Source organism: Novosphingobium sp. PASSN1, from assembly GCF_002278815.1.
The window spans coordinates 219,135-245,720 of the sequence record NZ_NKIS01000003.1 but is presented as its reverse complement, the minus strand read 5'-3'; the positions used below and the strand labels follow the sequence as shown (position 1 = coordinate 245,720).

Here is a 26,586-nt window from a genome sequence, read left to right as displayed (position 1 = left end):
GCTGCGCGCGAAAATTCAATTTTTCCGAAGCTGTGGTTTGCCATAGACTGCTTTGCGGATTGAGGAGTCTGACTGAAAATGCGCGCCACGCCCGAGCTTGATTTCGCCCTGCCCGAAAGCGCCCTGATGATCCGCGAGGCGGCAGGCCGTTTCGCCGATGAGAAGATCGCCCCGCTCGCCGCCAAGGTCGATGCCGAGGACTGGTTTCCGCGCGACTTGTGGCCCGCGATGGGCGCGCTTGGCCTGCATGGCATCACGGTGGAGGAGGAATGGGGCGGCCTCGGCCTCGGCTATCTCGATCACGTGCTGGCGGTCGAGGAAGTCAGCCGCGCTTCGGCCTCCATCGGCCTCAGCTATGGCGCGCACTCCAACCTCTGCGTCAACCAGATCCGCCGCTGGGGCAATGACGAGCAGAAGGCGAAGTATCTGCCGAAGCTGATTTCCGGCGAGCACCTGGGCAGCCTTGCGATGTCCGAAGTGGGGGCGGGATCGGACGTCGTCTCGATGAAGCTCAAGGCCGATGCCGTGCCGGGCGGCTTCCGCCTCAACGGCACCAAATTCTGGATCACCAACGCGACTTATGCCGATACGCTGGTCGTCTATGCCAAGACCGCGCCCGAAGCCGCCAGCCGGGGCATCACCGCGTTCCTGATCGAAAAGGACATGCCCGGCTTCGCCATCGGCCAGAAGATCGACAAGATGGGCATGCGCGGCTCGCCTACTGCCGAACTCGTCTTCAACGATTGCTTCGTGCCGGAAGAGAACGTGATGGGGCCGCTCCACGGCGGTGTCGGCGTGCTGATGAGCGGCCTTGATTACGAGCGTGTCGTGCTCGCGGGCATCCAACTCGGCATCATGCAGGCCTGCCTCGATACCGTCATTCCCTACGTGCGCGAGCGCAAGCAGTTCGGCAAACCCATCGGCGCGTTCCAGCTGATGCAGGGCAAAGTGGCGGACATGTACGTCGCGCTGCAATCGGCCCGCGCCTATACTTACGCTGTCGCGCGCGCGGCGGACGCGGGCCAGACGACGCGCTTCGATGCGGCGGGCGTGATCCTGCTGGGCAGCGAGGCGGCCTTCCGCGTGGCGGGTGAGGCTGTGCAGGCGCTCGGCGGCGCGGGCTATACCAAGGACTGGCCGGTGGAGCGCTATCTGCGCGATGCCAAGCTGCTCGATATCGGCGCGGGGACCAACGAGATCCGCCGCATGCTGATCGGGCGCGAACTGATCGGAGCAGGGGCATGAGCGCGGGCAAGGAGTTTCTGGCTTGGGACTATCATTTCGCGTCAGAGGGGCACTCGGTGCCCAGCCCGGAGTTCCTGCGGACCAAGCTGACCGAATTTTATGAGCAGGGCTGGTCGCTTGTCTCGGCCGTTCCCTATACGGAACGGGGGCAGGAGGGCTTCACGACGGGGATCATGCATTATCTTGATCGGGTGATCCGGCCATGACCGGCCCCGTCCTCCCCACCAACCTCGACATCTCCAGCCCCGAGGCGCAGGCGCGCGCCGCGCACAACCGCGCGCTGGCGGCAGAACTGCGCGCGCGCGTGGCCAAAGCGGCGCTCGGCGGTGATGAAAAGTCCCGCGCGCGCCATGTCTCGCGCGGCAAGCTGCTTCCGCGCGACCGTGTCGAGCGGCTCCTCGATCCGGGCTCGCCTTTCCTTGAAGTCGGCCAACTCGCGGCGAATGGCATGTACGGCGATGAAGTCCCCGGCGCGGGCATCATCACCGGCATCGGGCGCGTTTCGGGCCGCCAGTGCATGATCTTCGCCAACGACGCGACGGTGAAGGGCGGCACTTACTTCCCGATGACGGTGAAGAAGCACATCCGCGCGCAGGAAATCGCGGCCGCGAACCGTCTGCCTTGCGTCTATCTGGTGGACAGCGGCGGCGCGAACCTGCCCAACCAGGCGGAAGTCTTCCCGGACCGCGACCACTTCGGCCGCTTTTTCTTCAATCAGGCCAATATGAGCGCGCAGGGCATCCCGCAGATCGCCAGCGTGATGGGCAGCTGCACCGCAGGCGGCGCTTATGTGCCCGCGATGAGCGACGAAAGCGTGATCGTGCGCGAACAGGGCACGATCTTCCTCGCGGGGCCGCCGCTGGTGAAAGCTGCGACGGGTGAGGAAATCAGCGCCGAGGCATTGGGCGGCGGCGATCTCCACGCGCGCAAGTCCGGTGTGGTCGATCATCTGGCCGACAACGACGAGCACGCGCTCACCATCGTGCGCGATATCGTCAGCCACCTCGGGCCCGGGCCTGCCGGGGTGCAGGGCGCGGTCGCCCCGCGCCCGCCGAAATACGACGCGGAAGACCTCTACAGCATCATCCCCGATGATGTGCGCGCGCCTTACGATGTCCATGAAGTCATTGCTCGCATCGTCGACGGCAGCGAGTTCCACGAATTCAAGGCGCACTATGGCACCACGCTGGTTTGCGGTTTCGCGCATATCTGGGGGATGCCGGTGGCGATCCTCGCCAACAACGGCGTGCTGTTCAGCGAAAGCGCGCAGAAGGGCGCGCATTTCATCGAACTGGCCTGCCAGCGCCGCATTCCGCTGCTGTTCCTGCAGAACATCTCGGGCTTCATGGTCGGCGGGAAGTATGAGGCGGAAGGCATTGCCAAGCATGGTGCGAAGCTGGTGACGGCCGTCGCCACCGCGCAAGTGCCCAAGCTGACGGTGCTGATCGGCGGCAGCTTCGGCGCGGGCAACTATGGCATGTGCGGCCGGGCCTATGATCCGCGGTTCCTGTTCACATGGCCCAATGCGCGCATCAGCGTGATGGGCGGCGAACAGGCGGCCTCCGTGCTCGCCACCGTGCACCGCGATGCGGACAAATGGACGCCGGAGGAAGCCGAAGCCTTCAAGGCCCCGATCCGGCAGAAGTACGAGGACGAAGGCAATCCCTATTACGCCACCGCGCGGTTGTGGGACGATGGGGTGATCGATCCGGTGCAGACGCGCGATGTGCTGGGGCTGGCGCTGGGCGTTTGTCTGGAAAACCCGATTGCGGAGGCGCCCCGGTTTGGGGTGTTCCGGATGTGATGGAGAACAAGGCCAAGATGCGCAAAGTCATCCTCGCCGCCGCCGCGCTCCTTGCCAGCGCCGCCCTTCCGGCCCCCGCGCAAAGCGCCGCGCGCGTACCGTCTGCCTTGCTGCCCTTGTCCGAGAAGGACATGGCTAGCACGCCGGAAACCGGCTGCCAGTTCCTGTTCAGCCAGGGCCGCAATACCTACGTCTTCATGATCGGCAGCGATTTCCTGATGCGCACCGAGCAAAGACTTGCCACCTGCAAGATCACCGACGCCCAGTTCCAGTCGCTCGGCGAGGGACGCGGCGTGATTGCGTGCGGGGGGCGCAAGCTGGCGATCCGGCGCACCGGCAAGGTTCAGTCGAACCCTGAAGCCGATAGCGCCTCAGGCCCCGCAAGCCTGACGATGACCGAGGGCACGCGCAGCCGCACCGTGCGCGGCGATTGGGGCAGCGCATGTTGAGCGGCCTGCTCACCGCCCTCGCGCTCGCCGCCGCGCCGCTGCCGCAAGCCGAACGCCTGCCGCCGCCCGATTTCGCGGACAAGGACGTGCTTGCCACCGTCGAGGCGCTGCTCGCCACGCTCGAAACCGGCGACGCGCCCGCGCTGCTGAAGCTCGTCTACCCCGAAGGCCGCGTCACCGGGCGCGGCACGTTTGTGGGCGGCACGAGCGGGCTGCGCAGCCGCAGCTTCACCGAATATGCATCGCGCATGACGCCGGGTTCCGGCTTCATCGAGCGGATCACCAATCCCGTGATCGAGCAGGACGGCGATGTCGCGATCGTCTGGGCGCCGTTCACGATTCAGATGGGCGGCAAGCTTGTCAGCTGCGGTTTCGATCACTTCGACCTCGTTCGCGAGAACGGCCAATGGAAGGTGATGAACCTCACCTTTTCCTCACGCACGGAAGGGTGCGGCGCATGATCCAGTCCCTCCTCATCGCCAATCGTGGCGAGATCGCCTGCCGCGTCATCCGCACCGCGCGCGCGATGGGAATCCGCACGGTGGCGGTCTATTCCGATGCCGATGCCAAGGCGCTGCATGTGCGTTCGGCGGATGAGGCGGTGCATATCGGCCCGAGCCCGGCGCGCGAGAGCTACCTCGTCGGCGCAAAGATCATCGCCGCCGCGAAGGCAACCGGCGCGGAGGCGATCCATCCCGGCTACGGCTTCCTTTCGGAGAATGCCGAGTTTGCGCAGGCGGTGATTGACGCAGGCCTCATCTGGGTCGGCCCCAAGCCTGCCAGCATCACCGCGATGGGCCTCAAGGACGCGGCCAAGCAGCTGATGGCGGCAGCGGGCGTGCCCGTTACGCCGGGCTATATGGGCGAGAACCAGGACCCGGCCTTCCTCGCCGAGCGCGCTGCTGAAATCGGCTACCCGGTGCTGATCAAGGCCGTCGCGGGCGGCGGCGGCAAGGGCATGCGCAAGGTGGAGGCGGCGGCGGATTTTGCCGACGCGCTCGCTTCGTGCCAGCGCGAGGCAGCGGCTTCGTTCGGCAACGCGCATGTGCTGATCGAGAAGTACATCCGGCGCCCGCGCCATATCGAGGTGCAGGTCTTCGGCGATAGCCACGGCAATGTGGTGCACTTGTTCGAGCGCGATTGTTCGCTCCAGCGCCGCCACCAGAAGGTGATCGAGGAAGCCCCCGCGCCGGGCATGGACGAAGTGACGCGCGAGGCGCTCTGCGCGGCGGCGGTGAAGGCGGCGAAGGCGGTCGACTATGTCGGCGCGGGCACGATCGAATTCATCGCCGACGCTTCGGAAGGCCTGCGCGCGGACCGCATCTGGTTCATGGAAATGAACACGCGGCTGCAAGTGGAGCACCCGGTGACGGAGGAAATCACCAGCGTCGATCTGGTCGAATGGCAACTGCGCGTTGCGAGCGGGGAACCGCTGCCCAAGCGGCAGGACGAGCTTTCCATCAACGGCTGGGCGATGGAAGCGCGGCTTTATGCAGAGGATCCGGCGAAGGGGTTTTTGCCGAGCATCGGCAAGCTCGAATGGCTGGCAATCGGGGCTGGCTCCGCACGCGTCGAGACGGGCGTAAGCCAAGGTGACGCGGTCAGTCCGTTCTATGACCCGATGATCGCCAAGCTGATCACTTCAGGTTCCGGGAGAGATGCCGCTGCCGAGGCTATGGCTGAGAAGCTTGGCAGCATGAATGTCTGGCCGGTCAGAACGAACGCGGGGTTTCTCTACAGGGCCGTCACGCACGCCGATTTCCTTGCCGCCCATATCGATACGGGCTTTATCGAGCGCAATCTTCCAGAGTTGATCCCGCCATCAGTGCCGAACGCGCAGGCCTTGCGTGAAGGGCTTGCTATCAATCGCTGGCAGGACGGCTCTTATGATCTGGGCGCGGAGTTGGTAGGATTCCGATTGAACAGTTCGCCTAGACAGACAGCTATGGTCAGCGTCGACGGGCAATTGGCCGAGGCGGCGGTCGGCAATCTTAGCGATTATCCCTTCCGCACTGACGAACCTGCTGGGCGTGCCCTGATCAATGACCATGGCCAGACGTATTCGATCACGCCATGGCGCGTTGACGGAGCAGGGCACGGCCATGCTGGAGACGGCGCTATCCTCGCCCCCATGCCCGGCAAGGTCATCGCGGTCGAGGTCGCCGAAGGCGATACCGTCACCAAGGGCCAGAAGCTCCTCGTCCTCGAAGCCATGAAGATGGAACACGCGCTTACCGCGCCGTTTGACGGGGCGGTGGCGGAGCTGACCGTGGCGGTGGGCTCGCAGGTGCAAGTCGAGGCGCTGCTGGTGCGCGTGGAGAAAGCCAAGGAGGACTGACAATGGCAGGCCGCTACTTCGATGAATGGCAGGTGGGCGACAAGCTCACCCACGAAATCCGCCGCACCGTGACCGAGACCGACAACCTCCTGTTCTCGGTGATGACGCACAACCCGCAGCCGCTGCATATCGATGCCGAAGCCGCGCGGGCGAGCGAGTTTGGCCAGATCCTCGTCAACGGCACTTTCACGTTTGCGCTGATGGTGGGGCTGTCGGTCGGTGATACCACTGTCGGCACGCTCGTCGCCAATCTGGGCTATGACAAGCTGGTGATGCCGAAGCCGGTGTTCCTCGGTGATACCCTGCGCGCCACCAGCGAAGTGGTGGAACTGCGCGCCAGCAAATCGCGGCCCGATGCGGGGATCGTGACCTTTGCACATGAGGCGCTCAACCAGCGGGACGAAGTCGTCTGCCGGTGCCTGCGGATGGCCTTGCTGGCGAAAAAACCGGCCTAGGCTGTCGCGAAGAGCAGGCGGCCTGGCCCCAGCGCCTCAAGCACCTGCGTGATCTCGCGCGGGTTCACGGCAAAGCAGCCTTGGCTGCGGCCGACGCGGCCCTGCATGGCGACCACGGCGGGTGAGACGTAACTGGCTGCATGGATGACGATCCCGCGCTCCAGCGCGCGATCGTTATCGGGATCGAGCCCGATCAGCCGCCGCGAGCGGCCATGCTTGCCGTAATAGACCTCGCCCGTGACATAGCTCCCGCGCGAGGATGCCTCGGAGTCCATCTGATTCGAGAAGTGTTCGGCGATCCCGCGATTCGCGGGGTCCGAGCCCTTGCCATGTGCCACCAGTAGCGGCGCGGAGACGGTGCCGCTCGCCAGATCGACGATATGGAAGCGCGCGGCGCGGGAGGGCTGCGCAAAATCGACGATGCCGATCCGGTCGCGCACCGAAATCGCCGCGCCGTGCCGATCAAGCGCGGCCAGCGCGCGCGGCAACAGCGGGAGAATGCCCGAGCGCGCAATGGTCGTCTGCCCGCCGGCCAGCACCGGCGCATCGGCATCTGCCACGGGCACGGTTCCCCAGAACGTGCCGCCCGGCAGTTCGGCTTCCTGCGCCTGCGCACCGCTGCGTGGCAGCACGAGCGAGGCGGCGGTTCCGGCAAGGGCGCCAAGCAGATGGCGCCGGTCGATGGTCATGGTTGCTTCAAGCCTTGGCAGCAGTTGCGATCCCAAAGGCAACTAAGGCCACGCAAAGGTTGACGATCCAACCCCCGGGGCATCGTCCATGCGACGAAGCGTGGCCACAGCGCCACTGGCCGTTGCCGGGCAGACATTTGGCGGGCGATCAGGGCCAGCCTGCCGGAACAGCGCCAGGCCGACGCGGACTCAGTAACGTTTCCTTAACTAAAGGCAGTATCTGAACCCAAGCTGAGCGAGCTGGGGGGTGGGCCGAATATTTCACTGATTAAATATCCGCGTGGATATTTCGCAACACTCCGCCGAACTGCACGGAAATCCGCCATTTTTGCGTTACGCTTCGTGTCAAAGTGTCAAAAAAACGTCATGCAAGCTGCCTAGAGCGCGCTCATCCGGGACCTGTCCCAGCCTAACTGAGGTTATCCATGAGACTCGCCAACACCCTCCGCACCGGCCTGCTGGCTGGCGTGGGAATCTTCGCCCTTGCCGCAAGCCCCGCTTTCGCTGCTGCCGAGGCCGCAGCTGCTGATGGCGCTGCTGGCACCGAAGCCGCGCCTGCGCCCGGCCTGCCGGACGGCGTGCCGATCGAGGAAATCGTCGTCACCGCCACCAAGCGCGTCACGAGCCTCGTCAAGACTCCGATCTCGATCTCGGTCGTCGGCGCGGCCGACGTCAAGAACCGCCACGTGCAGAGCCTGATCGATCTGGCAGACGGCGCGGTGCCCTCGCTGCGTATCGCCACGTTCGAAGCGCGCCAATCGGCGCTCACCATCGGCCTGCGCGGCATCGTGCCGGGCGATGCCAACCAGCCCGCCCGTGAACAGGGCGTCGGCGTCTATCTCGATGGCGTCTACCTAGGCCGCCAGCACGGCCTCAACGCCGCGCTGTTCGATATCGAGCGCATCGAAGTGCTCAAGGGCCCGCAGGGCACGCTGTTCGGTCGCAATACCGAAGGCGGCGCGCTCAGCATGGTGCTGAAGGCCCCCACCGGCGAATTCGGCGGCCGCGCTTCGGCTGGCTTTGGCAACTATGGCTCCTACACCGGCCAGCTCCACGTCGATCTGCCCGAGATCGCCAATGTCGCCTTCAAGCTTGATGGCGTGGTGATGCATCAGGGCCCGACCACCAAGAACCCGCTTGCGGGCCAGACCGGCTGGAACCAGTTCCACCGCTATGGCGGCCGTGCTGCTGCCCGCTGGAAGCCGGTCGATGGCCTCACCGTCGATCTCGCCTTCGACAAGAGCCGCGACGAGAACACCCCGTTCTACAGCGCGCTGCTCAACTACAACCCGCTCGGTCTGCCTATCGGCACTGTCTACGATGCCACAAAGAAGGCGTGGTACACCGATGCGACGCTGACGACCAAGGGCATCGCCCCGCTTCCCAGCCAGGTCAAGGCCGGCTGGTTCCGTCCGGACGTGGCGGATATCGGCGTGCCGCAGCAGGTATCGGTCGGCAAGACTCAAGGCTTCTCCTCGTCCATCAAGTACAAGGTCAGCCCCGAGCTCGAATTGCGCTCGATCACCGCATGGCGCACGGTCAGCGATGATCAGTGGGACAACTCGGGCGGCGCGCACCGTGCACCGGTCTATTCGCCGAACGGCAATTTCAGCCGCTACAGCCTCGCCACGCTCGATCAGCGCCAGTTCAGCACTGAACTGCAGGCGGTCGGTTCGATCTCGAACATCGATTACGTGCTCGGCCTCTACTACTTCAACGAGCGCGCGAACGATCAGGCTCGCACGCCGAACACCAACAAGTGGGTTTCCGATCCGGTGACGGGCCTTGCGACCGGCATCGCGATCAACGATCCCAACCAGTATGAAGCCTCCGCGCCGATCGCCCGCGCCAGCATTGCCTATGCCAAGAGCTATGCTGCTTATGGCCAGGCGACCTGGACCCCGATCAGCCCGCTGCACATCACGCTGGGCGGCCGCTACACCGCAGACCGCAAGCACGGCTCGCTGTTCACCGTCAACGGTGCGCCGACCGACTTCACCTTCAAGCAGGACAACAACCGCTTCGATCCGCTCGCGGTCTTGGCCTACGATGTCGCGCAAGGTGTCAACGTCTACGCCAAGTACTCGACCGGCTACCGCGCCGGCGGTGCCAGCTCGCGTTCGGTCAGCTACCGCGCGTTCGGTCCGGAAGAAGTGAAGTCCTACGAACTGGGTCTCAAGACCGAGCTGTTTGATCGCAAGGTGCGCTTCAACCTCGCGGCCTACATGATGGACCGCACCAACAGCCAGGTCGATTTCAACTTCTTCATCCCGCAGGCCAATGGCACCGTGCGCAACACGCTGGAAACGGTGAACGCGCTCGGCACCACCAAGATCCGCGGTATCGAAGCAGACCTCAACGTGCGCCCGGTCGATGGCCTCTCGCTCGGCCTGTCCTACGTCTACACCTACACCAAGATCCCGCCCGCGCGGAACACGGTGCAGGAGCAGCTGAACCAGGAAATCGATCCGACCAACACCGCGCAGGTCTTCCAGGACGTCTACATCGTCTACACGCCTGAAAACGCGGTTTCGGGCACGATCGACTACGAATACCCGATCGGCGGCGCGGGCACCGCGCTCAAGTTCCACCTCGACGGCAACTATGCCGACGCGGCCTACACCTTCGACAACGAGAACGTGAAGGCGGACAAGACGTTCGTGGTGAACGGCCGCATCGCGCTGGCGGACATCCCGATGAGCGATCACGGCCAGAAGCTGACGATTGCGGGCTGGGCGCGCAACTTGTTCAACAACGCCTTCGTCTATCGCCGCTCGAACGCGAACGGCAATGTGCTGGGCGACTACGGCAACTGGAACGCCCCGCGCACTTACGGCATCGAGGCGACGATCAACTTCTGATCGTTTTCAGAGACGGGTAAAAGGAAGCGGCGGCCGGAGTGATCCGGCCGCCGTTTTCGTTGGGTCTTGCCGCTTGGCGTGGGCGTTCTAAGCCGCTCGGCGCGGGCGTTTTATGCCGCTCGGCGCGGGCCGGGCTTGTTGTTTGCTGCCTGAACGAGCCGCTCATAGCTGGCGAACAGTTCGGCGAAATGGTCGTCCATCACGCGCGGGGCAGGGATCTCGGCACGCGGGCCATCAAGGCCGCTCTCGCGCGCGATGCAGTATTCCACGATGGTCTCTGCCGCCGCCGCAGCATTGGCGGATTCGTAGATCCACCCCGCAGAAGCCCGCGCCTGATCCGCCGCGCCACCTTCATCGGGCGCGATCAGCGGTAGGCCGCTGGCCCGCGCTTCGGCAGCCACCATGCAGAACGTCTCCGCCTCGCAGCCGTGCACCAGCGCATCCGCGCTTGCCATCACGCGCGCCAGTTCGGCCCGGTCGGTGATCGGCGCAAGGATGCGGATATGCGGATTTCCGCCGATGCGCTTTTCGATGGCCTTGAGATCGCGACCTTGCCCGGCCAGCACCATGCCCACCGGGCGGCGCGTACCCGCCGCCGTCACCGCGTCGACCAGCATCGGCCAGCGCTTTTCCGGCGCAAACCTGCCCACGCCGATCAACAGCGTCGCGTCCTCGGGCAGTTCGCACAGCTCCAGCAGGCCTTTGCGTAGCCGCGCATCGCGGTGCGCGGGGGCAAACACGCCGGGGTCGACGCCCATCGGATTGGTCACCACACCCGCTAGGCCGCCATTTGTCAGCCGGTCGGACAAGCCCTGGCTCGCGCTCACGATCATGTCGAACTGCGTGTCGAGCTTGCGCAAGTGCCGCCAATAGCGATCAAACGCCTTGTCGATCACCGGGCGCGGGGCAACGCCATCGAACCAGCGGTAGGCATAGGCAGACAGCGGATCGGCGTGCATGATCAGCGCGCGCGGCGCGGCGCCCGGCCAATCGCCGACGAGGCTGGCGCTGCGCCAGGGCGAACTGGCCTCGACCATGTCCGGTGCCTCGCGGTCCAGCGCGGCATAGAGCGCGGGCACGTCGCTGAAGTAGCGGTAGTTGAAATCGAGCGGAAACAACGTGCTCTTCAGCCACACGATGCGCGCATTCGGTCCGCGCTCTTCCACGCGCGTTTCCTCGCCCGGCGCGATGATCACCACTTCGTGGCCCATCGCGGCGCCAGCCTTGAGCTTGCGATCGACATAGGTGCGCACGCCGCCACCCTTCGGCGCGTAGAAAGCGCAAACATCAACGAGCTTCATGCGCAAATCCCTAGGATCGTTTGAGCGGCCCGAACGTGAACAGGCCGGTACGGTAGTTCATCACGATGCGCAATGTGGTTAGCCCGCCACCCGCATTTGCCGCTACGGTGCTGGCCTTGGGCTTCGACCAGCCCAGCTTCGGATTGGCGGAAAAGCCGATGCCATCGTGGCTCAGGCTGAACTTGCGGTCGGCGTTGCGGTCATGCAGCACGGTGACGGCATAGGTGCCGGGGCCGGGCAGGCGCACGCAGATGCGCGGCACCGGTTCGGCCGGCACGGGCACTTCGACGCGGCGGAAGGTCTTGCCCGCCATCACCAGCACGTTGTCATCGGCGAGGAAATCGGTGTCGTTGGCCGGATAGACTTCGATCTTCACGCGCCCGGCGCGGTCCTTGAGGCCCATGAGATCGACAAGGAACGCAGGCCCGCTTTCGCCCGGACGGCACTGGCCTTCCGCCTTGCCGAGGTCGGGCGTCGACGGGATCGGCGCTGCTGCTGTCAGCAGCGTAAGTATACCGCCAAGGAAAATGACCCGTTTCAAGCATTCTTCTCCTTCTGCACCAGATCAAGCAGCATCAAACCCATGAACAACACCACATGCGTTGCCACGATCAGGAGCGATATCATGGCAATCATGTCGCTAGTCTGAACCTGACTGCCCACGAGCAAGGTCGAGATACCGGCGAAGGCGATGTCTTTATTGGGAATGAGCGGCAGACGGGACAGAAGCAGGCGAACAGTTGCGAAAAGAAGCCACGAAGCGATGCCCACGCCGGGCAGGATGAGGTGCCAGGCCAGCGCGGAAAGGCCGGTATTGGCCACGATACGCAAGGTGTGGACGACGAACACAAAGCCGAGATCGGCCTTGGGCAGGCTGAGCAGGCCATTGCGGAAAAACATGATCACAAGGCTGGTGACCAGCACGACGCCGATCGAGGTGGCCAGCACATGCCCATTGCCGGTGCCCGCGCCCTCCAGCCCCAGCTGGCTGATGATCGGCCAGGTGAAGATCAGCAGCATCACGGTCATGATATTGCCCGCCAGCGCCGAAAGGATCGCGACGTCCTTCACCGCGCCAAACGGCGAGCCTTCCATCTTCACATGGCGGCGCGCCCAATCGTAGAAATAGACTTCACCGACATAGCCCAGCAGCAGTTCGTTGCCGATCAGCTTCTTGAGCAGCGGGAAAATGCCCGAAACCGGAATGCCCCACAGTTTGCGGAAGATGATCCAGTCCGCCACCGGCCCGGCAAAATAGCTGGCGGCCAGCACCAGCCAGATCCACGGCGACGTCGGCACGATCGACCAGACCTGGCCCCAATCGATCTTGCGCAGCTGCCACAGCACCGCGACGAGGATGGCGACCGAAATCGCCGGGCCGAGCCATGCGCTCCACTTGCGCAGATTGCGCTCCAGCGGCGCGACACTGGGCAGTGTGGTCGGCAATACCGGGGGCAGGGTTTCGGTCAGCGCTTCGGGAGGAACCATTGCGGGATTGTCCTTCGTGGGGCCTGCTTCGCCATCGGGTTCAAGCATGGGCGAGGCCCTCCATCAGCGCGCGATAGCGATGCGAAGCTATCTCCACGGTGAACCGCCGCGCTTGATCGCGCGCGGCGCATACGTCAAATTGCAAGTTGGCAATCTTGTCCATCGCCTCGGCCAGCGCGGCCACATCACCCACCGGCACCAGTGTGCCGAACCGCCCGCCGACCAGCATGTCGTCCATGCTCACGCTGCACCGCGTTGAAACCACCGGCAGCCCGGCGGCCAGCGCTTCTGCCACGACGGCGGGAACGCCTTCATAGTCCGAGGACAGCACCAGCGCGTCCGCCGCCGCGAGTTCGGCATCGAGCGGGCTGACATGCCCCGGCAGGCGCACTTTGCCCGAAAGCCCAAGCCGCTGGGCTTGCGCTTCCAGCGCGCGCCGCTCCGAACCTTCGCCGATGATGGCGAGGCGGTCATCAGGCCCGGCGATACGCGCGAAGGCGTCCAGCAGCAGGGGGAAATTCTTCTGCGCCGCCAGCCGCCCGATGGCGAGGAACCGCCTGCCGGGCACGCGCGGGGCCGCCTGCGCTGCATCGCGCGCGGCGGCCATGCGGCGGATATCCGCTTCGGCCAGCGAAGGATCATCGATCACCGCGATCCGCGCGTCATCGGCGCGCATCAGCGTACCAATCTCTTCACGCATCGGCGGGGCCATGCCCACCAGTCGGTCCAGCATCCGCCCCTGTATACGCAGCCACGCCCGGTAAAAGGGCCGCGCCGGGGCGGGCAGGTCCTGCCGCGCCAGGTCATTGCTGATCTTGGCGACAATCGGCGGACAGGCGCGGCCCAGCAGCAGCCGCATCATCACCGCGACAATCGTGTAGGAATTGCCTGCGCAAAACAGCACATCGGGCCGGATGCGTCGGATCGCGCGCGGCAGGTGGAAGATCATCCACAGCGTCTCCCACGCCGCGCTGGGAATGCGCTCGCTGCCGAGCACCTCGAACTCCAGCCCGGGCCACTCGCGCTTCATCGCGCCCGCCGTGCGCCCCATGACAAGGCGCGCATCAAGCCCCTGCGCCCGCCACGCCTCGTGCAGCCGCAGCGCCACGCGCTCCACGCCGCCCGGCTCGAAGGCGTGCAGAAACGTCAGCACGCGCAGCGGCTGCGCACCGGCGGGCGTCAACCGACTAATGTCCGCCGACAGCGCATTCATGGCGCCGCGCCCAGATCGGCATAGCGCGAGGGCTGATGCGTGCGCACAAACCGCGCGAGCGTCGTATCGATGCTCTCCAGCAGCGCGGGCACCGTGGTGTCGCCCGGATGCACCGCCACGCGGATCGTGCGGGTGAAGGGCAGGGCGGCCCGTCCCAGCGAAGCGGCAAACAGCGAACTGGCAATCCGCGCCTTGCTTCGGCTCGCCCAGGTGATCACCGGGCCTTTCGCCAGCACTTTGCCGCTCACAGGGCGCCACACTTTCATGTGGTCCTCGGCCAGCGCAAAGCCCAGTTCGCGCAGCGCTGCATGCGCGCCTTTGCCATAGAGCCACGCGGGCGCGACGAAGCCTGCCACCGGGCGCCCGATCACATCCTCCACCAGCGCGCGCCCCTCGCGCATCCGCGCCAGCGCCTCGGCGTGCGGCAGATTGAGGAACTCGCCTTCGCCGGCCGTCATGTGCTTGCCCTTGATCGCGGCAAGCCCTTGCGTCGCGGGCGTCTCGTCCTTGTGACACCAGCCGTGGAGGAACATTTCGATGCCCTGATCGGCCCAGCCGCGCAGGCGCGCCGCAAACGCCGCATTTCCGGCAATTGGCGCGCCGCGCCAGTGATCGGGGATCACCAGCATGGCAAACCGCGCTGCGCCCACATGGCGCGCCAGCCGCTCCGCTAGAATGTCCACCTCGCGCTCGAACCGCGGCGAAACATCGTGGATCGAAACCAGCAGGCGGCGGTCAGGGCCGCTGAAAAGGCGCGCAGGGCTGGTCATGCGCGCGCCGGTATCACTTTATGCTGCACTGCCGCAAGAGATTGGCGGCATGGTATTCGCGGCAGGCTGAGGCATGGCATGGCGACGATCACCTCCGGCACGGGCCAGCTGGCGCTGCCTTGCGCGGCGCAGATGGCGATCCACCCGGCCATCTGCAAGCAGCGATGCGGCCAAACTATGGCGGATGTGGCGCCGTCCTTTCGCTTGCGACGGGACGGCGCAGGCATGCGATCACACGTCGGCGAATTCCTCGCCCGCTTCGTCGCTCGCCTATTGTCTACTGTTTATGTTGAGTTATTGTTGCCCTTGTCGGGACGTACACCGAGTCGACCGGCCATTTCCTCCTGCGGAGACATGTGATGGCCTATGATAACCTTGTTTCGGATGGTTCCATCCGGCCTGTGATCCTTACTGTTCCGGGGCTTGGCGGCAGCGGCCCGGGCCACTGGCAGACCGAATGGGAAGCGCGGCTTCCCGCCTGCCGCCGGGTCGATCTGGGGCTGTGGGAAGATCCGCACCGCAATACCTGGGTGAACAAGCTCAATCTGGCGATCCAGCGCGCCGAAGGACCTGTCGTTCTCGCCGCGCACAGCCTTGGCTGCCTCGCCGTGGTATGGTGGGCGGAATACGAGCAACCGGGAAGTTCACGGGCAGGCGGCCCGGCAGAAGGCGCCAAAGTCATCGGCGCGCTGCTGGTGGCCCCGCCCGATGTGGAAGACCGCCCGATCGATCGCCGCCTGACGCGTTTCGCGCCGGTGCCCGAAAGCGCGCTGCCGTTTCCCAGCGTCCTCGTCGCCAGCCGCAACGATCCCTACCTGACGATGGCGCAGGCCCGCCGCCTTGCCCGCCGCTGGGATGCGCGCCTCGCCGATGCGGGGGAGGTGGGCCATATCAACGCAGCGTCCGGGCTTGGCGACTGGGCGTTTGGCCGCGTGCTGCTCAACACGCTCCTGCCGCAGCCCTTGCCAGTGGCGCAGGAGACCCCGCGCGCCTTGCCCGCTGCGCGCCCTCAGCCTGCTGCGCGTGATGCGTTCGATCCGGCGTCAGTCTGGCAACACGCCTGATCCGTTTCCGGGCCCGTTCACCCCGGGTCCGGCATAAGGGGCGGCGCGATCGACCCTCAATCCCTTCGCTCGCGCCGCCTCCTTTTTCTCCGTCCAGCTGAAGCCCTGCGTCTGGTGGTCTTCCCACCGGCCCGCGTCCATCGCTGCCCCATCCAGCGCGCGCCATGCGCCGCCTGCGGGGAATTGCGCAAAGTCCCGCGCCGCCCGCCACGCCGCCAGCGCGGCCACATGGTCCTCCAGCGCGCGGTCGCGGTTTGCCCAGTCGATCCACGTTACCGCGTTGTCCTGTGCGTAGGCATTGTTGTTGCCCTGCTGGCTGCGGCCGAACTCGTCGCCCGCCGTCAGCATGATCGTGCCGGTGCTCACGAACAGCGTGCCCAGCATCGCCCGCGCCAGTGCGCCGCGCCGTGCCAGCACCGCCGGATCGTCGGTCGGCCCTTCTACGCCGTTGTTCCAGCTAAAGTTCTCGCCGTGCCCGTCGCGATTGTCCTCGCCGTTGGCGTGATTGCGGCGGTGTTCGTAAGCCAAGGTATCGGCCAGCGTGAACCCGTCATGCGCCGCCAGATAGTTCACTGCGCGGCAGTCCTTGCCGAAAATGTCGGAGCAGCCTGCAATCCGCGTTGCCAGCAGGCCCACGCCCGCATCGCCCCGCCAGAACCGCCGCACATCGTCGCGGTAGCGGTCGTTCCACTCCAGCCAGTGCGCCGGAAAGCGCCCCAGTTGATAGCCGCCGGGGCCGATATCCCACGGTTCGGCAATCATCACGCGGTCTGCAAGCCACGGATCTCCGGCAATCTCGGCAAAGATCGGCGCGTCCGCGGCAAAGCCCGGTCCGCGCGCCATCACGGTGGCAAGATCGAAGCGGAACCCGTCCACGCCGCAATGCTGCACGAAATGCCGCAGCGTATCGACCACCAGCGCGCGCACCGCCGGATTGGCAAAGTCCAGCGTGTTGCCGCAGCCCGTATCGTTGATGAGGCTGCCATCGGCGTTGTGGGCATAGGCCGCGTTGTCCAGCCCGCGAAAGCTCAGCACCGGCCCCCGAATGTCGCTTTCGCCGGTGTGATTGAACACCAGATCGAGGATCACCCCGATCCCCCGCGCGTGCAGCGCTGCCACCGTCTCGCGCAGTTCCGCCACGCCGCCCGGGCAAAGTCGCGGATCGAGCGCCATCGGCGCGACCGGATTGTAGCCCCACGCATTGCTCAGCCCCAACGGCGGCAAATGACGCTCGTCGATCCACGCCGTGATCGGCATCAGTTCCACTGCGCTCACGTGCAGCTTTTCGAGATGCGCCAGCACCGCCGGATGCGCCAGCGCCGCCACCGTCCCGCGCTGCGCCTGCTGCACACCCGGGTGCAGCATGGTCAGCCCGCGCACGTTGACCTCGTAAATCAGCCCCCCGCGCGTGAAAACGGGCGGTCCCAGCGGCACTTCTGGCAGCGCGCCGGGCATGACCGCGCGCGGCACCAGCGGCGCGGTATCGACACCGTATTCCGAAAGCACCGGGCTAAACTGAAACGCCCGGTCCAGCTCCACCGCGCGCGGATCGACCATCAGTTTGGCCGGATCGAACCACAGCCCGCGCTCGGGCGCCCATTCTCCAGCCGCGCGCAGGCCATAGCGCGTGCCGGGGGGAGGGGCCTGTGCGATCCAGTCATCCCCGCGCCGCGTCATCGCCGCGCGGGTCTCCGTCTCGCCATCAAACAGGCACAGCGAAACCGCCTCGGCACGCGGTGCGCGCACCGAAATCAGGGTCATGTAATCACATCAGGTGCGCTGCGTCCCGTGCGCGCGGCGATCCCGGCAATCGCTTCGGCGGCGGCAATCAGTTCAGACAGCATCGCATCGGTATCGGCATCAAGCGTGCCGCCAGCGGGCTCATAGCGCTCCAGATAGAGCCGCAAGGTCGCGCCTTGCGTGCCCGTGCCGGAAAGCCGCAGCACGATCCGCGAGCCGCCCTCGAACAGCACGCGCAGCCCCTGATTGGCGCTGAACGAGCCATCGACCGGATCGGTATAGGCAAAGCTGTCCGCCGTCTCCACCGTGAGCGGCCCGAACGCCTTGCCCGGCAGCGTCGGAAAGGATGCCTCCAGCGCTGCCATCAGGGCCTCGGCCACATCCTTCGGCAGCGCCTCGTAATCATGCCGCGCATAGTAGTTGCGGCCAAACTTGGCCCAGTGCGCCCGCGCGATGTCCGCAGCGCTTTCGCCCCGCGCGGCCAGAATGTTGAGCCAGAGCAGTACCGCCCAAACCCCGTCCTTTTCGCGCACGTGGTCCGATCCGGTGCCCGCGCTTTCCTCGCCGCAGATCGTGGCTTTCCCGGCATCGAGCAGGGTGCCGAAGAACTTCCAGCCCGTCGGCGTCTCGAACGCCGGAATGCCCAGCGCCTCGGCCACCCGGTCCGCCGCCGCACTGGTCGGCATCGAACGCGCGATCCCGGCAAGGCCGCGTGCATAGCCCGGCGCAAGGTGCGCGTTCGCTGCCAGCATCGCGAGGCTGTCAGACGGGGTGATGAAGATGCCCTTGCCCACGATCAGGTTGCGGTCGCCGTCGCCATCCGAAGCCGCGCCGAAATCGGGCGCATCCGGCCCAAACATCGTCTCGAACAGTTCGTGCGCATGGACCCGGTTGGGATCGGGGTGATGCCCGCCAAAATCCTCCAGCGGCACGCCGTTCCGCACGGTGCCGGGCGCAAAGCCCAGCCGCTCTTCCAGCACTTCGGTGGCATAGGGGCCGGTGACGGCATGCATCGCATCGAACGCCATCGTCAGCCCACCCGCCACCGCGCGGCGGATCGCGGGAAAATCGAACAGCGTTTCCATCAGATCGGCCCAGTCGGCCACAGAGTCGATCACTTCGACCGCCATGCCCGCGACTTGCTGCACGCCCAGCGTATCGAGATCGACGTTCGCCGCCTCCACCGTCAGCCAGCGGTCGATGACCGTGGTCCGTGCGAAGATTGCATCCGTGATCGCCTCGGGCGCGGGGCCGCCATTGGCGATGTTGTACTTGATGCCGAAATCCTCGTCCGGCCCGCCCGGGTTGTGGCTGGCGGAAAGGATCAGCCCGCCGCTCGCGCCATATTTGCGGATCACGTGGCTGGCGGCGGGAGTGGAAAGGATGCCGCCTTGGCCCACCAGCACGCGGCCATAGCCATTGGCTGCCGCAATGCGGATCGCGGCCTGAATGACCGTCCGGTTGTGATAGCGCCCGTCGCCGCCAATCACGAGCGTGGAGCCCGGTGCGGGCGAGACCGCATCGAACACCGACTGGATGAAGTTCTCCGCGTAGTTTGCTTGCGCGAACACGCGCACTTTCTTGCGCAGGCCCGAAGTGCCCGGCTTCTGGTCGGTGAACGGCGTTGTCGGAATGGTCTGGATCATGGCGTTTCCGTCAGGCTCTTGTAGAGATCGGCATAGGCCTGCCCGCTGAGGCCCCACGAGAAATCGGCTTTCATCCCGGCACGTTGGACGGCGTTCCACACACCGGGTTGATGGTATAGCTGCACGGTCCGGTTCAGCGCATCGGCAAGGGTCTGCCAGCGCACCCCGTCAAACTGCACGCCGGTCGCCACCCCGGCCACGCGCGCGGCAAGGTTCGCGTCGATCACCGTATCGGCCAGACCGCCGGTGCGGCTGACGACCGGCACGCAGCCGTAGGCGAGGCCGTAAAGCTGCGTCAGCCCGCACGGTTCGAACCGGCTCGGCACCAAAATCGCGTCACCACCGCCCAGCATCCGGTGCGAAAGTGCCTCGTCATAGCCGATCCGCACGCCGATCCGCCCGGGATGGCGCGCGGCGGCGGCGTGAAATCCGGTTTCCAGCGCCGCATCGCCCGATCCCAGCAGCGCCAGCCGCCCGCCGATGCCTACAAGGTGGTCGGCGGCTTCGAGCAGCACGTCCATGCCCTTCTGCCACGTCAACCGGCTGATGACGATGAACAGCGGGCCATCCCCCTGCTCAAGGCCGAATTCCGCCTCCAGCGCGCGCTTGTTCGCCTTGCGCTTGCCCAGCGATTTCGCGGTGTAGCTGGCCTTCAGCGCTACATCGCTCGCCGGGTTCCACACGCCCGTGTCGATCCCGTTGACGATCCCGCTGACATCCGCCTCACGTCCCCGGATCAGCCCTTCCAGCCCCATGCCGAAGCCCGGCTCGCGGATCTCGCGCGCATAGGTTGGGCTGACGGTGGTGATCCGGCTCGCGGCAGCAAGCCCCGCCTTCAGGAAGCTGATCCCGCCGTGATATTCTATCCCGTCGATCGCCATGGCCTGCGGCGGCAGCCCCAGCGCGGGGAACAAGTCCGCGCCGTAATGCCCCTGAAACGCCATGTTGTGGATGGTGATGACCGAAGGCAATTGCGGTCCTGCCGGCGCAAACCGCTGGTAGGCCAGCGCCATCCCCGCCTGCCAATCGTGCGCGTGGACGAGATCGAAGGTCAGGCCTTTTACCACGCCCCCCGCGACATCCGCTGCCGCGCGGCCAAACGCGGCAAAGCGCTTGCCATTATCGCCCCAATCGCGCCCCGTCGCATCGCCGTATGGCCCGCCGCCGCGCGCGAAATAACCCGGCGCATCGAGCACCAGCAGCGGATGCTCTCCCAGCTTGCCCGCCAGCAGCCGCGCGGGTTCGCCCAGCAGGCTGGCCCACGTGTGCACCGCTTTGGGTTTCTTGCCGAGCGCTGCGATCACCGCCGGATAGCCGGGCAGCAGGGTGGTCATGGTCACCCCATGCGCCGCCAACGCCTCGGGCAGCGCGCCCGCCACATCGGCCAGCCCGCCGGTCTTGACCAGCGGCACCGCCTCGGAGGCGACGGAGAGGACGGCCAGAGTCATGCCGGCAACCTCACTTCAGCCGCTCGATCATCGCCTTGTTGATCAGGCACACGCCGTTTTCGGTGCGGCGGAACCGCTTGGCGTCGAGGATCGGGTCTTCGCCCACCACCAGCCCTTCCGGAATGCGCACGCCGGAATCGAGGATGACGCGCGAAAGCCGCGCCCCGCGCCCGATGTTGCAATAGGGCAGGATCACGCCTTCATCGACGCTGGAGAATGAGCCCATCTTCACGCCGGTGAACAGCAGCGAACGCCGCGCAATCGCGCCCGAGACGATGCAATCCTGCGAGATCAGCGAGGAAATCGCCATGCCGCGCCGCCCTTCCTGATCGTGGACGAACTTCGCGGGCGCGGCCACGACCTGATCGGTCCAGATCGGCCACTCGCGGTCATACATGTTGAGCGCGGGGACCACGTCGGTGAGGTCGAGGTTCGCCTCGAAATAGGCGTCCAGCGTGCCGACATCGCGCCAGTATTCGCCGATTTCCTCCGCCGCGCGGATGCAGCTGTCGGTGAAGCGGTGGGCCACGGCCTTGCCGTTCTTCACGATGTCGGGGATGATGTCCTTGCCGAAATCGCGGCTGGAGTTCGGGTCGGCGGCATCGCGGCGCAGCGCCTCGAACAGGAACTTGGTGTCGAACACATAGATGCCCATCGAGGCCAGCGAATGCTCCGGATCACCGGGGATCGCGGGCGGATCTTCGGGCTTTTCCACGAAATCGGTGATCACGCTGGCCTTGTCCACGGCCATCACGCCAAAGCCCTTGGCTTCCTCGCGCTTCACCACAAGGCAGCCGATGGTCACGTCCGCGCCCGATGCCACGTGCTGCTGCAGCATCAGCTCGTAGTCCATCTTGTAGATGTGATCGCCCGCAAGGATCACCATGTACTTGGGCGCGTGGCTCGCGATGATGTCGAGGTTCTGGTAAACCGCATCCGCCGTGCCTTCATACCACGCATGTTCGGAAATGCGCTGCGAGGCGGGGAGGATGTCGAAGCTCTCGTTACGCTCGGGCCGCATGAAGTTCCACGCGCGCTGCATGTGGCGGATCAGCGAATGCGCCTTGTACTGTGTCGCCACGCCGATGCGCCGGATGCCCGAATTGATCGCGTTCGAAAGCGCAAAGTCGATGATCCGGCTGACCCCGCCGAAATAGACCGCAGGCTTGGCGCGGTTGTCGGTAAGATCGTACAAGCGGCTGCCGCGCCCGCCTGCCAGCACATAGGCCATGGCATCACGCGCCAGCGGCTGAGCGTAAGTATCGCGCATCAAGCTTCTCCCTCGTTCCCTCGTTGCCCTGTTCTTATTCCTCGAACACGAACATCATCGTTGATAGCGGCGGCAGCACGACCAGCGCCGCGCCGTCCTCAGCCTTCACGCCGCCCAGATTGCCCTGGCCCGATCCGCCATAGATCGCCGCATCGCTGTTGAGCGCCTCGCGCCAGTAGCCATCGCGCGGCATCGGCAGGCGGTAATGGCTGTGCAGCGTCGGCGTCATGTTGCTCACGACCACCACCGTCGGCGCGCCCGGCGCCTTGCGGGCCCATGCAAACACGGAGGCTGCGGCATCATCGACCACCAGCCAATCGAACCCTTCGCCCTCGCAATCGCGCGCGTGGAGCGCTGGCAACGTGCGGTAGGCAGTGTTGAGGTCTTTCACCCAGCGCTGCACGCCAGCATGTTCGGGCAGATCGAGCTGATACCAGTCCAGCCCGCGCGCCTCGCTCCATTCGCGCCCTTGCGCAAACTCCTGCCCCATGAACAGCAGCTTCTTGCCGGGATAGCCCCACATGAGGCCGTAATAAGCGCGCAAATTGGCAAACTTCTGCCAGGCATCCGCGCCGCTCATCTTGCCGAGCAACGAACCCTTGCCGTGGACGACTTCGTCATGGCTCAGCGGCAGCACGAAGTTCTCGCTGAAGGCATACATCAGCCCGAAGGTGATCTCGTCATGGTGATGGCGCCGGTGCACCGGATCGCGCGCCATGTAGGCCAGCGTATCGTGCATGAAGCCCATGTTCCACTTGAACCCGAAGCCAAGGCCGCCGCGCGGCGGGCCACTGGCGTCGGTGGGCTGAGTCACGCCCGGCCAACTGGTCGATTCCTCCGCAACCGTCAGGAACCCCGCATGGCTGGCATAGACCGCGCGGTTCATCGCCTGCAGGAAGCTCACCGCTTCCCAATTCTCGCGCCCGCCCTCGGCATTGGGGATCCACTCGTCCGCCTTGCGGCTGTAATCGCGGTAGAGCATCGAGGCGACCGCATCCACGCGCAGCCCATCGACATGATAGCGTTCGGCCCAGAACAGCGCGTTGTTGACCAGGAAGCTCGAAACCTCGCGCCGCCCGAAATTGTAGATCGCGGTCTGCCAATCGGGATGGAAGCCAAGGCGCGGGTCGGCGTGCTCGTAAAGTTCGGTCCCGTCGAACTTCGCCAGCCCGTGCGTATCGACCGGGAAGTGCGCGGGCACCCAATCGATCAGCACGCCCACGCCCGCGCGGTGCGCCCCATCGACGAACCGCGCAAAGCCTTCCGGCTCGCCGAAGCGGGCAGAGGGGGCGAACAGGCCAGTGGTCTGATAGCCCCAGCTGGGATCGTAGGGATGCTCGGAGACGGGCAGGAACTCGATATGGGTAAAGCCCATCTCGATCACATAAGGGATCAGCCGGTCCGCCAGCTCGTCCCAGCTGTAGAACTCGCGGCCCCCGTTATTGGCATCATCCGGCTTCCGCCATGATCCGGGATGGACCTCGTAGATCGAAATCGGCACCCGGCGCGGGTCGATCTTCGCCCAGTTCGCGCGGTGCGCATCGTCGCCCCATTCATGGGCATCGGGCGCGGCGATCACGCTGGCCGTGGCGGGTCGCAGTTCGGAGCGGAACGCGAAGGGATCGGCCTTGAGCGGCTGCACTGCGCCGCCCGGACCAACCACGCGGTACTTGTAGGCGCGCCCGGCTTCGATATCGGGCAGGAACACTTCCCACACGCCGATATCCGCCCGCCGCCGCATCGGATGGCGCCGCCCGTCCCAATCGTTGAAATCGCCGACCACCGAAACCAGCTCGGCATTGGGTGCCCAGACGGCGAAATGCACGCCTGCCGCGCCTTCATGCTCGATGACATGCGCGCCCAGCTTGTCGAACAGCCTGAGGTGAGTGCCTTCATTGATCAGGAAATCATCGAGCGGCCCCAGCACCGGGCCAAACGAATAGGCGTCGGTCGCCCACCAATCGTGGCCCGCCGCCGTACAGCGATACTTCACCGGCTGGCGCGATCCGGAAACGTGGCCTTCGAACAATCCCCGCGCATCGATCCGCACCAGCGCGCCCAGCGCTTCGCCGCCTAACGAATGCGCTTCCGCCGTCTCCGCCCCCGGCAGCACCGCCCGCGCAAATGCGCCGCCCGGTCCATCGTGAATGCCCAGCAGGGCGAACGGATCAGCATGCGTTCCGTTCAGCAGGGCTTCGAGCGCAGCGGGGGAGGGCTTCATGACGTGGAACTGACCCCCCAGATATCGCGCGCATATTCGCCGATGGTCCGGTCGGACGAAAACCAGCCAACATTGGCGATGTTGCGGATCGCCTTTTCGCGCCACCCGGCCTGGTCTTCCCACAAGCGGTCCACCCGGCGCTGCGCGGCGTGATAGGCATCGAAATCGGCCGCGACCATGAACCAGTCGTGGTCGTAGAGGCCGCCCATCAGCCCGGCATAGCGCGTCGGATCATCGGGCGAGAACACGCCGGTCGCGATGGCGGAGACCGCCTGCTGCAACTCCCGGCTCGCCTCGATCACCGCGCGCGGGTTATACCCGCCCGCGCGCTTTTCGGCGACTTCGTCCGCCGTCAGACCGAAGATCACGATGTTCTCGTCGCCCACCCGGTCCTTGATCTCGACATTCGCGCCGTCGAGTGTCCCGATGGTCAGCGCGCCGTTGAGTGCGAACTTCATGTTGCCGGTGCCGGAGGCTTCCATGCCCGCCGTGCTGATCTGTTCGGAAAGGTCCGCCGCCGGAATGATCCGCTCGGCCTTCGAAACGTTGTAGTCCGGCATGAACACGACCTTGAGGAGGCCGCCCACCGAAGGATCGGCATTCACCCGCCGCGCGATGTCGCTCGCCAGTTTGATGATCAGCTTGGCGTTATGATAGCTTGAAGCCGCCTTGCCGCCGAAGATCTTGACGCGCGGCACCCAGTCGCGCTCCGGGTGGCTCCTGATCTGATCGTAAAGCGCGACCGTCTCGATCAGATTGAGCAGCTGGCGCTTGTATTCGTGGATGCGCTTGATCTGCACATCGAACAGCGCATCGGGATCGAGCCGGATGCCCATCGTCTGGCGCACATAGTTCGCCAGCGCGACCTTGTTGGCGCGCTTCACTTCTGCGATCCGCTCACCCAGCGCGGCATCGCCGGCGAGGGCATTGAGGCTGGCCAGCTTTTCCGCATCATCGAGGAAGGCGGGGCCGATGGCATCGGTGATCACGCCGGTCAGTCCCGGATTGCACTGCTGCAACCAGCGGCGCGGCGTCACGCCATTGGTCTTGTTGTTGATCCGCGTGGGGTAGAGCGAATGGAGGTCCGAAAAGACCGTCGATTTCATCAAATCGGTGTGGAGCGCGGCCACGCCGTTCACGCTGTGCGCGCCCACGAACGCGAGGTTGGCCATGCGCACGCGCCGCTCGCCGCCCTCGTCGATCAGGCTGATCGCGGCAATCGCGCGGTCGTTCAGCCCGCTCTTGCGCGCCTCACGCAGCACGCGGCTGTTGATCGCGTAGATGATCTGCATGTGGCGCGGCAGCAGGCGCTCGAACAGCGGCAGGGGCCAGCTTTCCAGCGCCTCGGGCAGCAGGGTGTGGTTGGTATAGCCCACGGTGCGCCGCGTCAGGTCCCACGCCTCGTTGAAATCAAGCCCGTGCACATCGACCAGCAGGCGCATGATTTCCGCAACGGCCACCGCCGGGTGCGTATCGTTGAGTTGGATCGCCGCCTTGTCGGGCAGGCTGGCGATGTCGCCGTGCGTCTGCACGTGGCGGCGCACGATGTCCTGGATCGAAGCGGAGGTGAAGAAATACTCCTGCCGCAGCCGCAGTTCCTGCCCGGCGGGGCTGGAATCCGCCGGATAGAGCACGCGCACCAGCGTTTCGGCGCGCACTTCCTCGGCCAGCGCGCCGGCATAATCGCCCGCGTTGAAGGCATCGAGGCGAATGGGATCGAGCGCGCTCGCGGTCCACAGCCGCAGCGTGTTGACCCGCTTGCCGCGCCAGCCGACCACCGGCGTATCGACGGCGGAGGCCTCGACCTGCTCGGCCGGCACCCATTCCACGCGGCCCGCCTTGTCCACCACTTCGCCGCCGAAGCCGATGCGGTAGGCGCTTTCCCGGCGGTCGAATTCCCAGGGGTTGCCGTGGCTCAGCCAGGTTTCGGGCAGTTCCACCTGCCAGCCATCATCCAGCCGCTGGCGGAACATGCCGTTCACATAGCGGATGCCATAGCCGTAAGCCGGGATATCGAGGCTGGCGAGGCTTTCCATGAAGCACGCCGCCAGCCGCCCGAGGCCGCCATTGCCCAGCGCCGCATCCGGCTCCAGATCTTCGATGGTCGAAAGATCGAACCCGTAGGACCGCAGCGCCTTTTCCATTTCGCGCGTCAGGCCCATGTTCGAAAGCGCATCGCGCAGCAGCCGCCCGATCAGGAATTCGAGGCTGAGGTAATAGACCCGCTTGCCCGAAGCCTCATAGGTCCGGTGCGTCGATTCCATCCACTGGTCGATCACCTTGTCGCGCAGTGTCAGCACCGTCGCGGTGAACCAGTCATTCGGCGTGGCGGAATGCACATCCTTGCCCACGCGCTTGCGCAGCACATCGAGGATATGGGCTTGCATGTCCGGGCTGGCGCCGTCTGCGTTGCGGGTTTTCTCGTCGAGGCGCACGGAACATCACTCCACCTGCCGGGCATGGCAAGGCACGGGGCGCTGTGCGGCCCTCGGCCCACCATCAACCCTTTCGCTGTCCAGCCTCCCCCGGCTCTACGAGCAGCAGCCTAGGCGAGGGATGCAGCCCGCCGCAAGCGATCAGACGC

Annotated in this window: 22 protein-coding genes; 10 read left to right on the top strand and 12 right to left on the bottom strand. The window is 65.7% G+C overall.

What is annotated here, in order from left to right:
- The first annotated feature begins 78 nt into the window (after positions 1 to 78).
- The 7 genes from CFE35_RS06905 to CFE35_RS06875 are packed head-to-tail and all read left to right on the top strand — an operon-like array spanning position 79 to position 6,291.
- Positions 79 to 1,245, top strand: coding sequence for an isovaleryl-CoA dehydrogenase (locus CFE35_RS06905; protein WP_292929354.1), 1,167 nt, complete (start codon positions 79 to 81; stop codon positions 1,243 to 1,245).
- The gene (locus CFE35_RS06900; protein ID WP_292929352.1) at positions 1,242 to 1,451 is read left to right on the top strand and encodes a hypothetical protein; all 210 of its coding nucleotides are present in this window, start codon (positions 1,242 to 1,244) and stop codon (positions 1,449 to 1,451) included. The genes CFE35_RS06905 and CFE35_RS06900 overlap by 4 nt, the downstream gene beginning before the upstream one ends.
- Positions 1,448 to 3,049, top strand: a complete 1,602-nt coding sequence (locus CFE35_RS06895; protein ID WP_292929350.1) for a carboxyl transferase domain-containing protein — start codon at positions 1,448 to 1,450, stop codon at positions 3,047 to 3,049. Before CFE35_RS06900 ends, CFE35_RS06895 begins: the two co-directional genes overlap by 4 nt.
- Positions 3,049 to 3,498 carry a hypothetical protein gene (locus CFE35_RS06890; RefSeq protein WP_292929348.1) on the top strand — a complete coding sequence of 150 codons (450 nt, stop codon included), beginning with the start codon at positions 3,049 to 3,051 and terminating at the stop codon, positions 3,496 to 3,498. The genes CFE35_RS06895 and CFE35_RS06890 overlap by 1 nt, the downstream gene beginning before the upstream one ends.
- The gene (locus CFE35_RS06885; RefSeq protein ID WP_292929346.1) at positions 3,492 to 3,959 is read left to right on the top strand and encodes a nuclear transport factor 2 family protein; all 468 of its coding nucleotides are present in this window, start codon (positions 3,492 to 3,494) and stop codon (positions 3,957 to 3,959) included. The genes CFE35_RS06890 and CFE35_RS06885 overlap by 7 nt, the downstream gene beginning before the upstream one ends.
- On the top strand, positions 3,956 to 5,836 hold the full coding sequence (locus tag CFE35_RS06880) for a biotin carboxylase N-terminal domain-containing protein (RefSeq protein WP_292929344.1): 1,881 nt from the start codon (positions 3,956 to 3,958) through the stop codon (positions 5,834 to 5,836). The genes CFE35_RS06885 and CFE35_RS06880 overlap by 4 nt, the downstream gene beginning before the upstream one ends.
- Positions 5,837 to 5,838: 2 nt before the next feature.
- Positions 5,839 to 6,291 (top strand): MaoC family dehydratase, encoded by a 453-nt coding sequence (locus CFE35_RS06875; protein WP_147159173.1) that lies wholly within the window; start codon positions 5,839 to 5,841, stop codon positions 6,289 to 6,291.
- Here the strand turns inward: CFE35_RS06875 and CFE35_RS06870 are convergent.
- Positions 6,288 to 6,980 carry a murein L,D-transpeptidase catalytic domain family protein gene (locus CFE35_RS06870; protein ID WP_292929340.1) on the bottom strand — a complete coding sequence of 231 codons (693 nt, stop codon included), beginning with the start codon at positions 6,978 to 6,980 and terminating at the stop codon, positions 6,288 to 6,290. The two genes, CFE35_RS06875 and CFE35_RS06870, sit on opposite strands and share 4 nt — an antisense overlap.
- Before the next feature lie 425 nt (positions 6,981 to 7,405).
- Here CFE35_RS06870 and CFE35_RS06865 point away from each other — a divergent pair, with 425 nt between their 5' ends.
- A complete protein-coding gene (locus CFE35_RS06865; RefSeq protein WP_292929338.1) occupies positions 7,406 to 9,841 on the top strand; it encodes a TonB-dependent receptor in 2,436 nt (811 codons plus the stop codon).
- Positions 9,842 to 9,951: 110 nt separating this feature from the next.
- On the opposite strand, the gene CFE35_RS06860 is transcribed toward CFE35_RS06865, so the two are convergent.
- Genes CFE35_RS06860 through CFE35_RS06840 form a run of 5 tightly spaced genes read right to left on the bottom strand, consistent with a single transcriptional unit; the run spans position 9,952 to position 14,613 of the window.
- Positions 9,952 to 11,142, bottom strand: coding sequence for a glycosyltransferase (locus CFE35_RS06860; protein ID WP_292929336.1), 1,191 nt, complete (start codon positions 11,140 to 11,142; stop codon positions 9,952 to 9,954).
- A gap of 10 nt (positions 11,143 to 11,152) precedes the next feature.
- Positions 11,153 to 11,683 carry a DUF2141 domain-containing protein gene (locus tag CFE35_RS06855; protein WP_292929334.1) on the bottom strand — a complete coding sequence of 177 codons (531 nt, stop codon included), beginning with the start codon at positions 11,681 to 11,683 and terminating at the stop codon, positions 11,153 to 11,155.
- Positions 11,680 to 12,678, bottom strand: coding sequence for a hypothetical protein (locus CFE35_RS06850; protein ID WP_292929332.1), 999 nt, complete (start codon positions 12,676 to 12,678; stop codon positions 11,680 to 11,682). The genes CFE35_RS06855 and CFE35_RS06850 overlap by 4 nt, the downstream gene beginning before the upstream one ends.
- Positions 12,671 to 13,843: a glycosyltransferase gene (locus CFE35_RS06845; RefSeq protein ID WP_292929330.1), complete on the bottom strand. Its 1,173-nt coding sequence runs from the start codon at positions 13,841 to 13,843 to the stop codon at positions 12,671 to 12,673. Before CFE35_RS06845 ends, CFE35_RS06850 begins: the two co-directional genes overlap by 8 nt.
- Positions 13,840 to 14,613, bottom strand: a complete 774-nt coding sequence (locus CFE35_RS06840; RefSeq protein ID WP_292929328.1) for a polysaccharide deacetylase family protein — start codon at positions 14,611 to 14,613, stop codon at positions 13,840 to 13,842. The genes CFE35_RS06845 and CFE35_RS06840 overlap by 4 nt, the downstream gene beginning before the upstream one ends.
- Positions 14,614 to 14,691: 78 nt before the next feature.
- Between CFE35_RS06840 and CFE35_RS06835 the strand changes: the two genes are divergently transcribed.
- Both CFE35_RS06835 and CFE35_RS06830 read left to right on the top strand, forming a co-directional pair.
- Positions 14,692 to 14,973, top strand: a complete 282-nt coding sequence (locus tag CFE35_RS06835) for a hypothetical protein (RefSeq protein WP_292929326.1) — start codon at positions 14,692 to 14,694, stop codon at positions 14,971 to 14,973.
- A complete protein-coding gene (locus CFE35_RS06830) occupies positions 14,973 to 15,677 on the top strand; it encodes an alpha/beta hydrolase (protein ID WP_292929324.1) in 705 nt (234 codons plus the stop codon). The genes CFE35_RS06835 and CFE35_RS06830 overlap by 1 nt, the downstream gene beginning before the upstream one ends.
- On the opposite strand, the gene glgX is transcribed toward CFE35_RS06830, so the two are convergent.
- From glgX to CFE35_RS06800, 6 genes are read right to left on the bottom strand one after another with little or no spacing between them, the layout of a single operon-like run.
- Positions 15,657 to 17,438 (bottom strand): glycogen debranching protein GlgX, encoded by a 1,782-nt coding sequence (glgX, locus tag CFE35_RS06825; protein ID WP_292929322.1) that lies wholly within the window; start codon positions 17,436 to 17,438, stop codon positions 15,657 to 15,659. The genes CFE35_RS06830 and glgX overlap by 21 nt on opposite strands.
- A complete protein-coding gene (locus CFE35_RS06820; protein WP_292929320.1) occupies positions 17,435 to 19,063 on the bottom strand; it encodes an alpha-D-glucose phosphate-specific phosphoglucomutase in 1,629 nt (542 codons plus the stop codon). Before CFE35_RS06820 ends, glgX begins: the two co-directional genes overlap by 4 nt.
- Positions 19,060 to 20,511 carry a glycogen synthase GlgA gene (gene glgA / locus CFE35_RS06815; protein ID WP_292929318.1) on the bottom strand — a complete coding sequence of 484 codons (1,452 nt, stop codon included), beginning with the start codon at positions 20,509 to 20,511 and terminating at the stop codon, positions 19,060 to 19,062. Before glgA ends, CFE35_RS06820 begins: the two co-directional genes overlap by 4 nt.
- Before the next feature lie 10 nt (positions 20,512 to 20,521).
- Positions 20,522 to 21,781, bottom strand: coding sequence for a glucose-1-phosphate adenylyltransferase (gene glgC, locus CFE35_RS06810; protein ID WP_292929316.1), 1,260 nt, complete (start codon positions 21,779 to 21,781; stop codon positions 20,522 to 20,524).
- Positions 21,782 to 21,815: 34 nt separating this feature from the next.
- Complete coding sequence (gene glgB / locus CFE35_RS06805; RefSeq protein ID WP_292929314.1) at positions 21,816 to 24,002, bottom strand: 1,4-alpha-glucan branching protein GlgB; 2,187 nt, start codon at positions 24,000 to 24,002, stop codon at positions 21,816 to 21,818.
- Positions 23,999 to 26,389 carry a glycogen/starch/alpha-glucan phosphorylase gene (locus tag CFE35_RS06800; protein ID WP_292929882.1) on the bottom strand — a complete coding sequence of 797 codons (2,391 nt, stop codon included), beginning with the start codon at positions 26,387 to 26,389 and terminating at the stop codon, positions 23,999 to 24,001. Before CFE35_RS06800 ends, glgB begins: the two co-directional genes overlap by 4 nt.
- Positions 26,390 to 26,586: the final 197 nt, after the last annotated feature.

What these genes read in the sequence shown, in the direction of transcription:
- CFE35_RS06900 (WP_292929352.1), top strand. Translation starts at nt 1,242, where the DNA reads ATGAGCGCGGGCAAGGAGTTTCTGGCTTGGGACTATCATTTCGCGTCA.
- glgB (WP_292929314.1), bottom strand. Translation starts at nt 24,002, where the DNA reads ATGAAGCCCTCCCCCGCTGCGCTCGAAGCCCTGCTGAACGGAACGCAT.
- CFE35_RS06820 (WP_292929320.1), bottom strand. Translation starts at nt 19,063, where the DNA reads ATGATCCAGACCATTCCGACAACGCCGTTCACCGACCAGAAGCCGGGC.
- glgX (WP_292929322.1), bottom strand. Translation starts at nt 17,438, where the DNA reads ATGACCCTGATTTCGGTGCGCGCACCGCGTGCCGAGGCGGTTTCGCTG.
- CFE35_RS06890 (WP_292929348.1), top strand. Translation starts at nt 3,049, where the DNA reads ATGGAGAACAAGGCCAAGATGCGCAAAGTCATCCTCGCCGCCGCCGCG.
- CFE35_RS06865 (WP_292929338.1), top strand. Translation starts at nt 7,406, where the DNA reads ATGAGACTCGCCAACACCCTCCGCACCGGCCTGCTGGCTGGCGTGGGA.
- glgA (WP_292929318.1), bottom strand. Translation starts at nt 20,511, where the DNA reads ATGACTCTGGCCGTCCTCTCCGTCGCCTCCGAGGCGGTGCCGCTGGTC.
- CFE35_RS06905 (WP_292929354.1), top strand. Translation starts at nt 79, where the DNA reads ATGCGCGCCACGCCCGAGCTTGATTTCGCCCTGCCCGAAAGCGCCCTG.
- CFE35_RS06870 (WP_292929340.1), bottom strand. Translation starts at nt 6,980, where the DNA reads ATGACCATCGACCGGCGCCATCTGCTTGGCGCCCTTGCCGGAACCGCC.
- CFE35_RS06885 (WP_292929346.1), top strand. Translation starts at nt 3,492, where the DNA reads ATGTTGAGCGGCCTGCTCACCGCCCTCGCGCTCGCCGCCGCGCCGCTG.
- CFE35_RS06895 (WP_292929350.1), top strand. Translation starts at nt 1,448, where the DNA reads ATGACCGGCCCCGTCCTCCCCACCAACCTCGACATCTCCAGCCCCGAG.
- CFE35_RS06880 (WP_292929344.1), top strand. Translation starts at nt 3,956, where the DNA reads ATGATCCAGTCCCTCCTCATCGCCAATCGTGGCGAGATCGCCTGCCGC.
- CFE35_RS06860 (WP_292929336.1), bottom strand. Translation starts at nt 11,142, where the DNA reads ATGAAGCTCGTTGATGTTTGCGCTTTCTACGCGCCGAAGGGTGGCGGC.
- CFE35_RS06850 (WP_292929332.1), bottom strand. Translation starts at nt 12,678, where the DNA reads ATGCTTGAACCCGATGGCGAAGCAGGCCCCACGAAGGACAATCCCGCA.
- CFE35_RS06830 (WP_292929324.1), top strand. Translation starts at nt 14,973, where the DNA reads ATGGCCTATGATAACCTTGTTTCGGATGGTTCCATCCGGCCTGTGATC.
- CFE35_RS06800 (WP_292929882.1), bottom strand. Translation starts at nt 26,389, where the DNA reads ATGCAAGCCCATATCCTCGATGTGCTGCGCAAGCGCGTGGGCAAGGAT.
- CFE35_RS06835 (WP_292929326.1), top strand. Translation starts at nt 14,692, where the DNA reads ATGGCGACGATCACCTCCGGCACGGGCCAGCTGGCGCTGCCTTGCGCG.
- CFE35_RS06840 (WP_292929328.1), bottom strand. Translation starts at nt 14,613, where the DNA reads ATGACCAGCCCTGCGCGCCTTTTCAGCGGCCCTGACCGCCGCCTGCTG.
- glgC (WP_292929316.1), bottom strand. Translation starts at nt 21,781, where the DNA reads ATGCGCGATACTTACGCTCAGCCGCTGGCGCGTGATGCCATGGCCTAT.
- CFE35_RS06845 (WP_292929330.1), bottom strand. Translation starts at nt 13,843, where the DNA reads ATGAATGCGCTGTCGGCGGACATTAGTCGGTTGACGCCCGCCGGTGCG.
- CFE35_RS06875 (WP_147159173.1), top strand. Translation starts at nt 5,839, where the DNA reads ATGGCAGGCCGCTACTTCGATGAATGGCAGGTGGGCGACAAGCTCACC.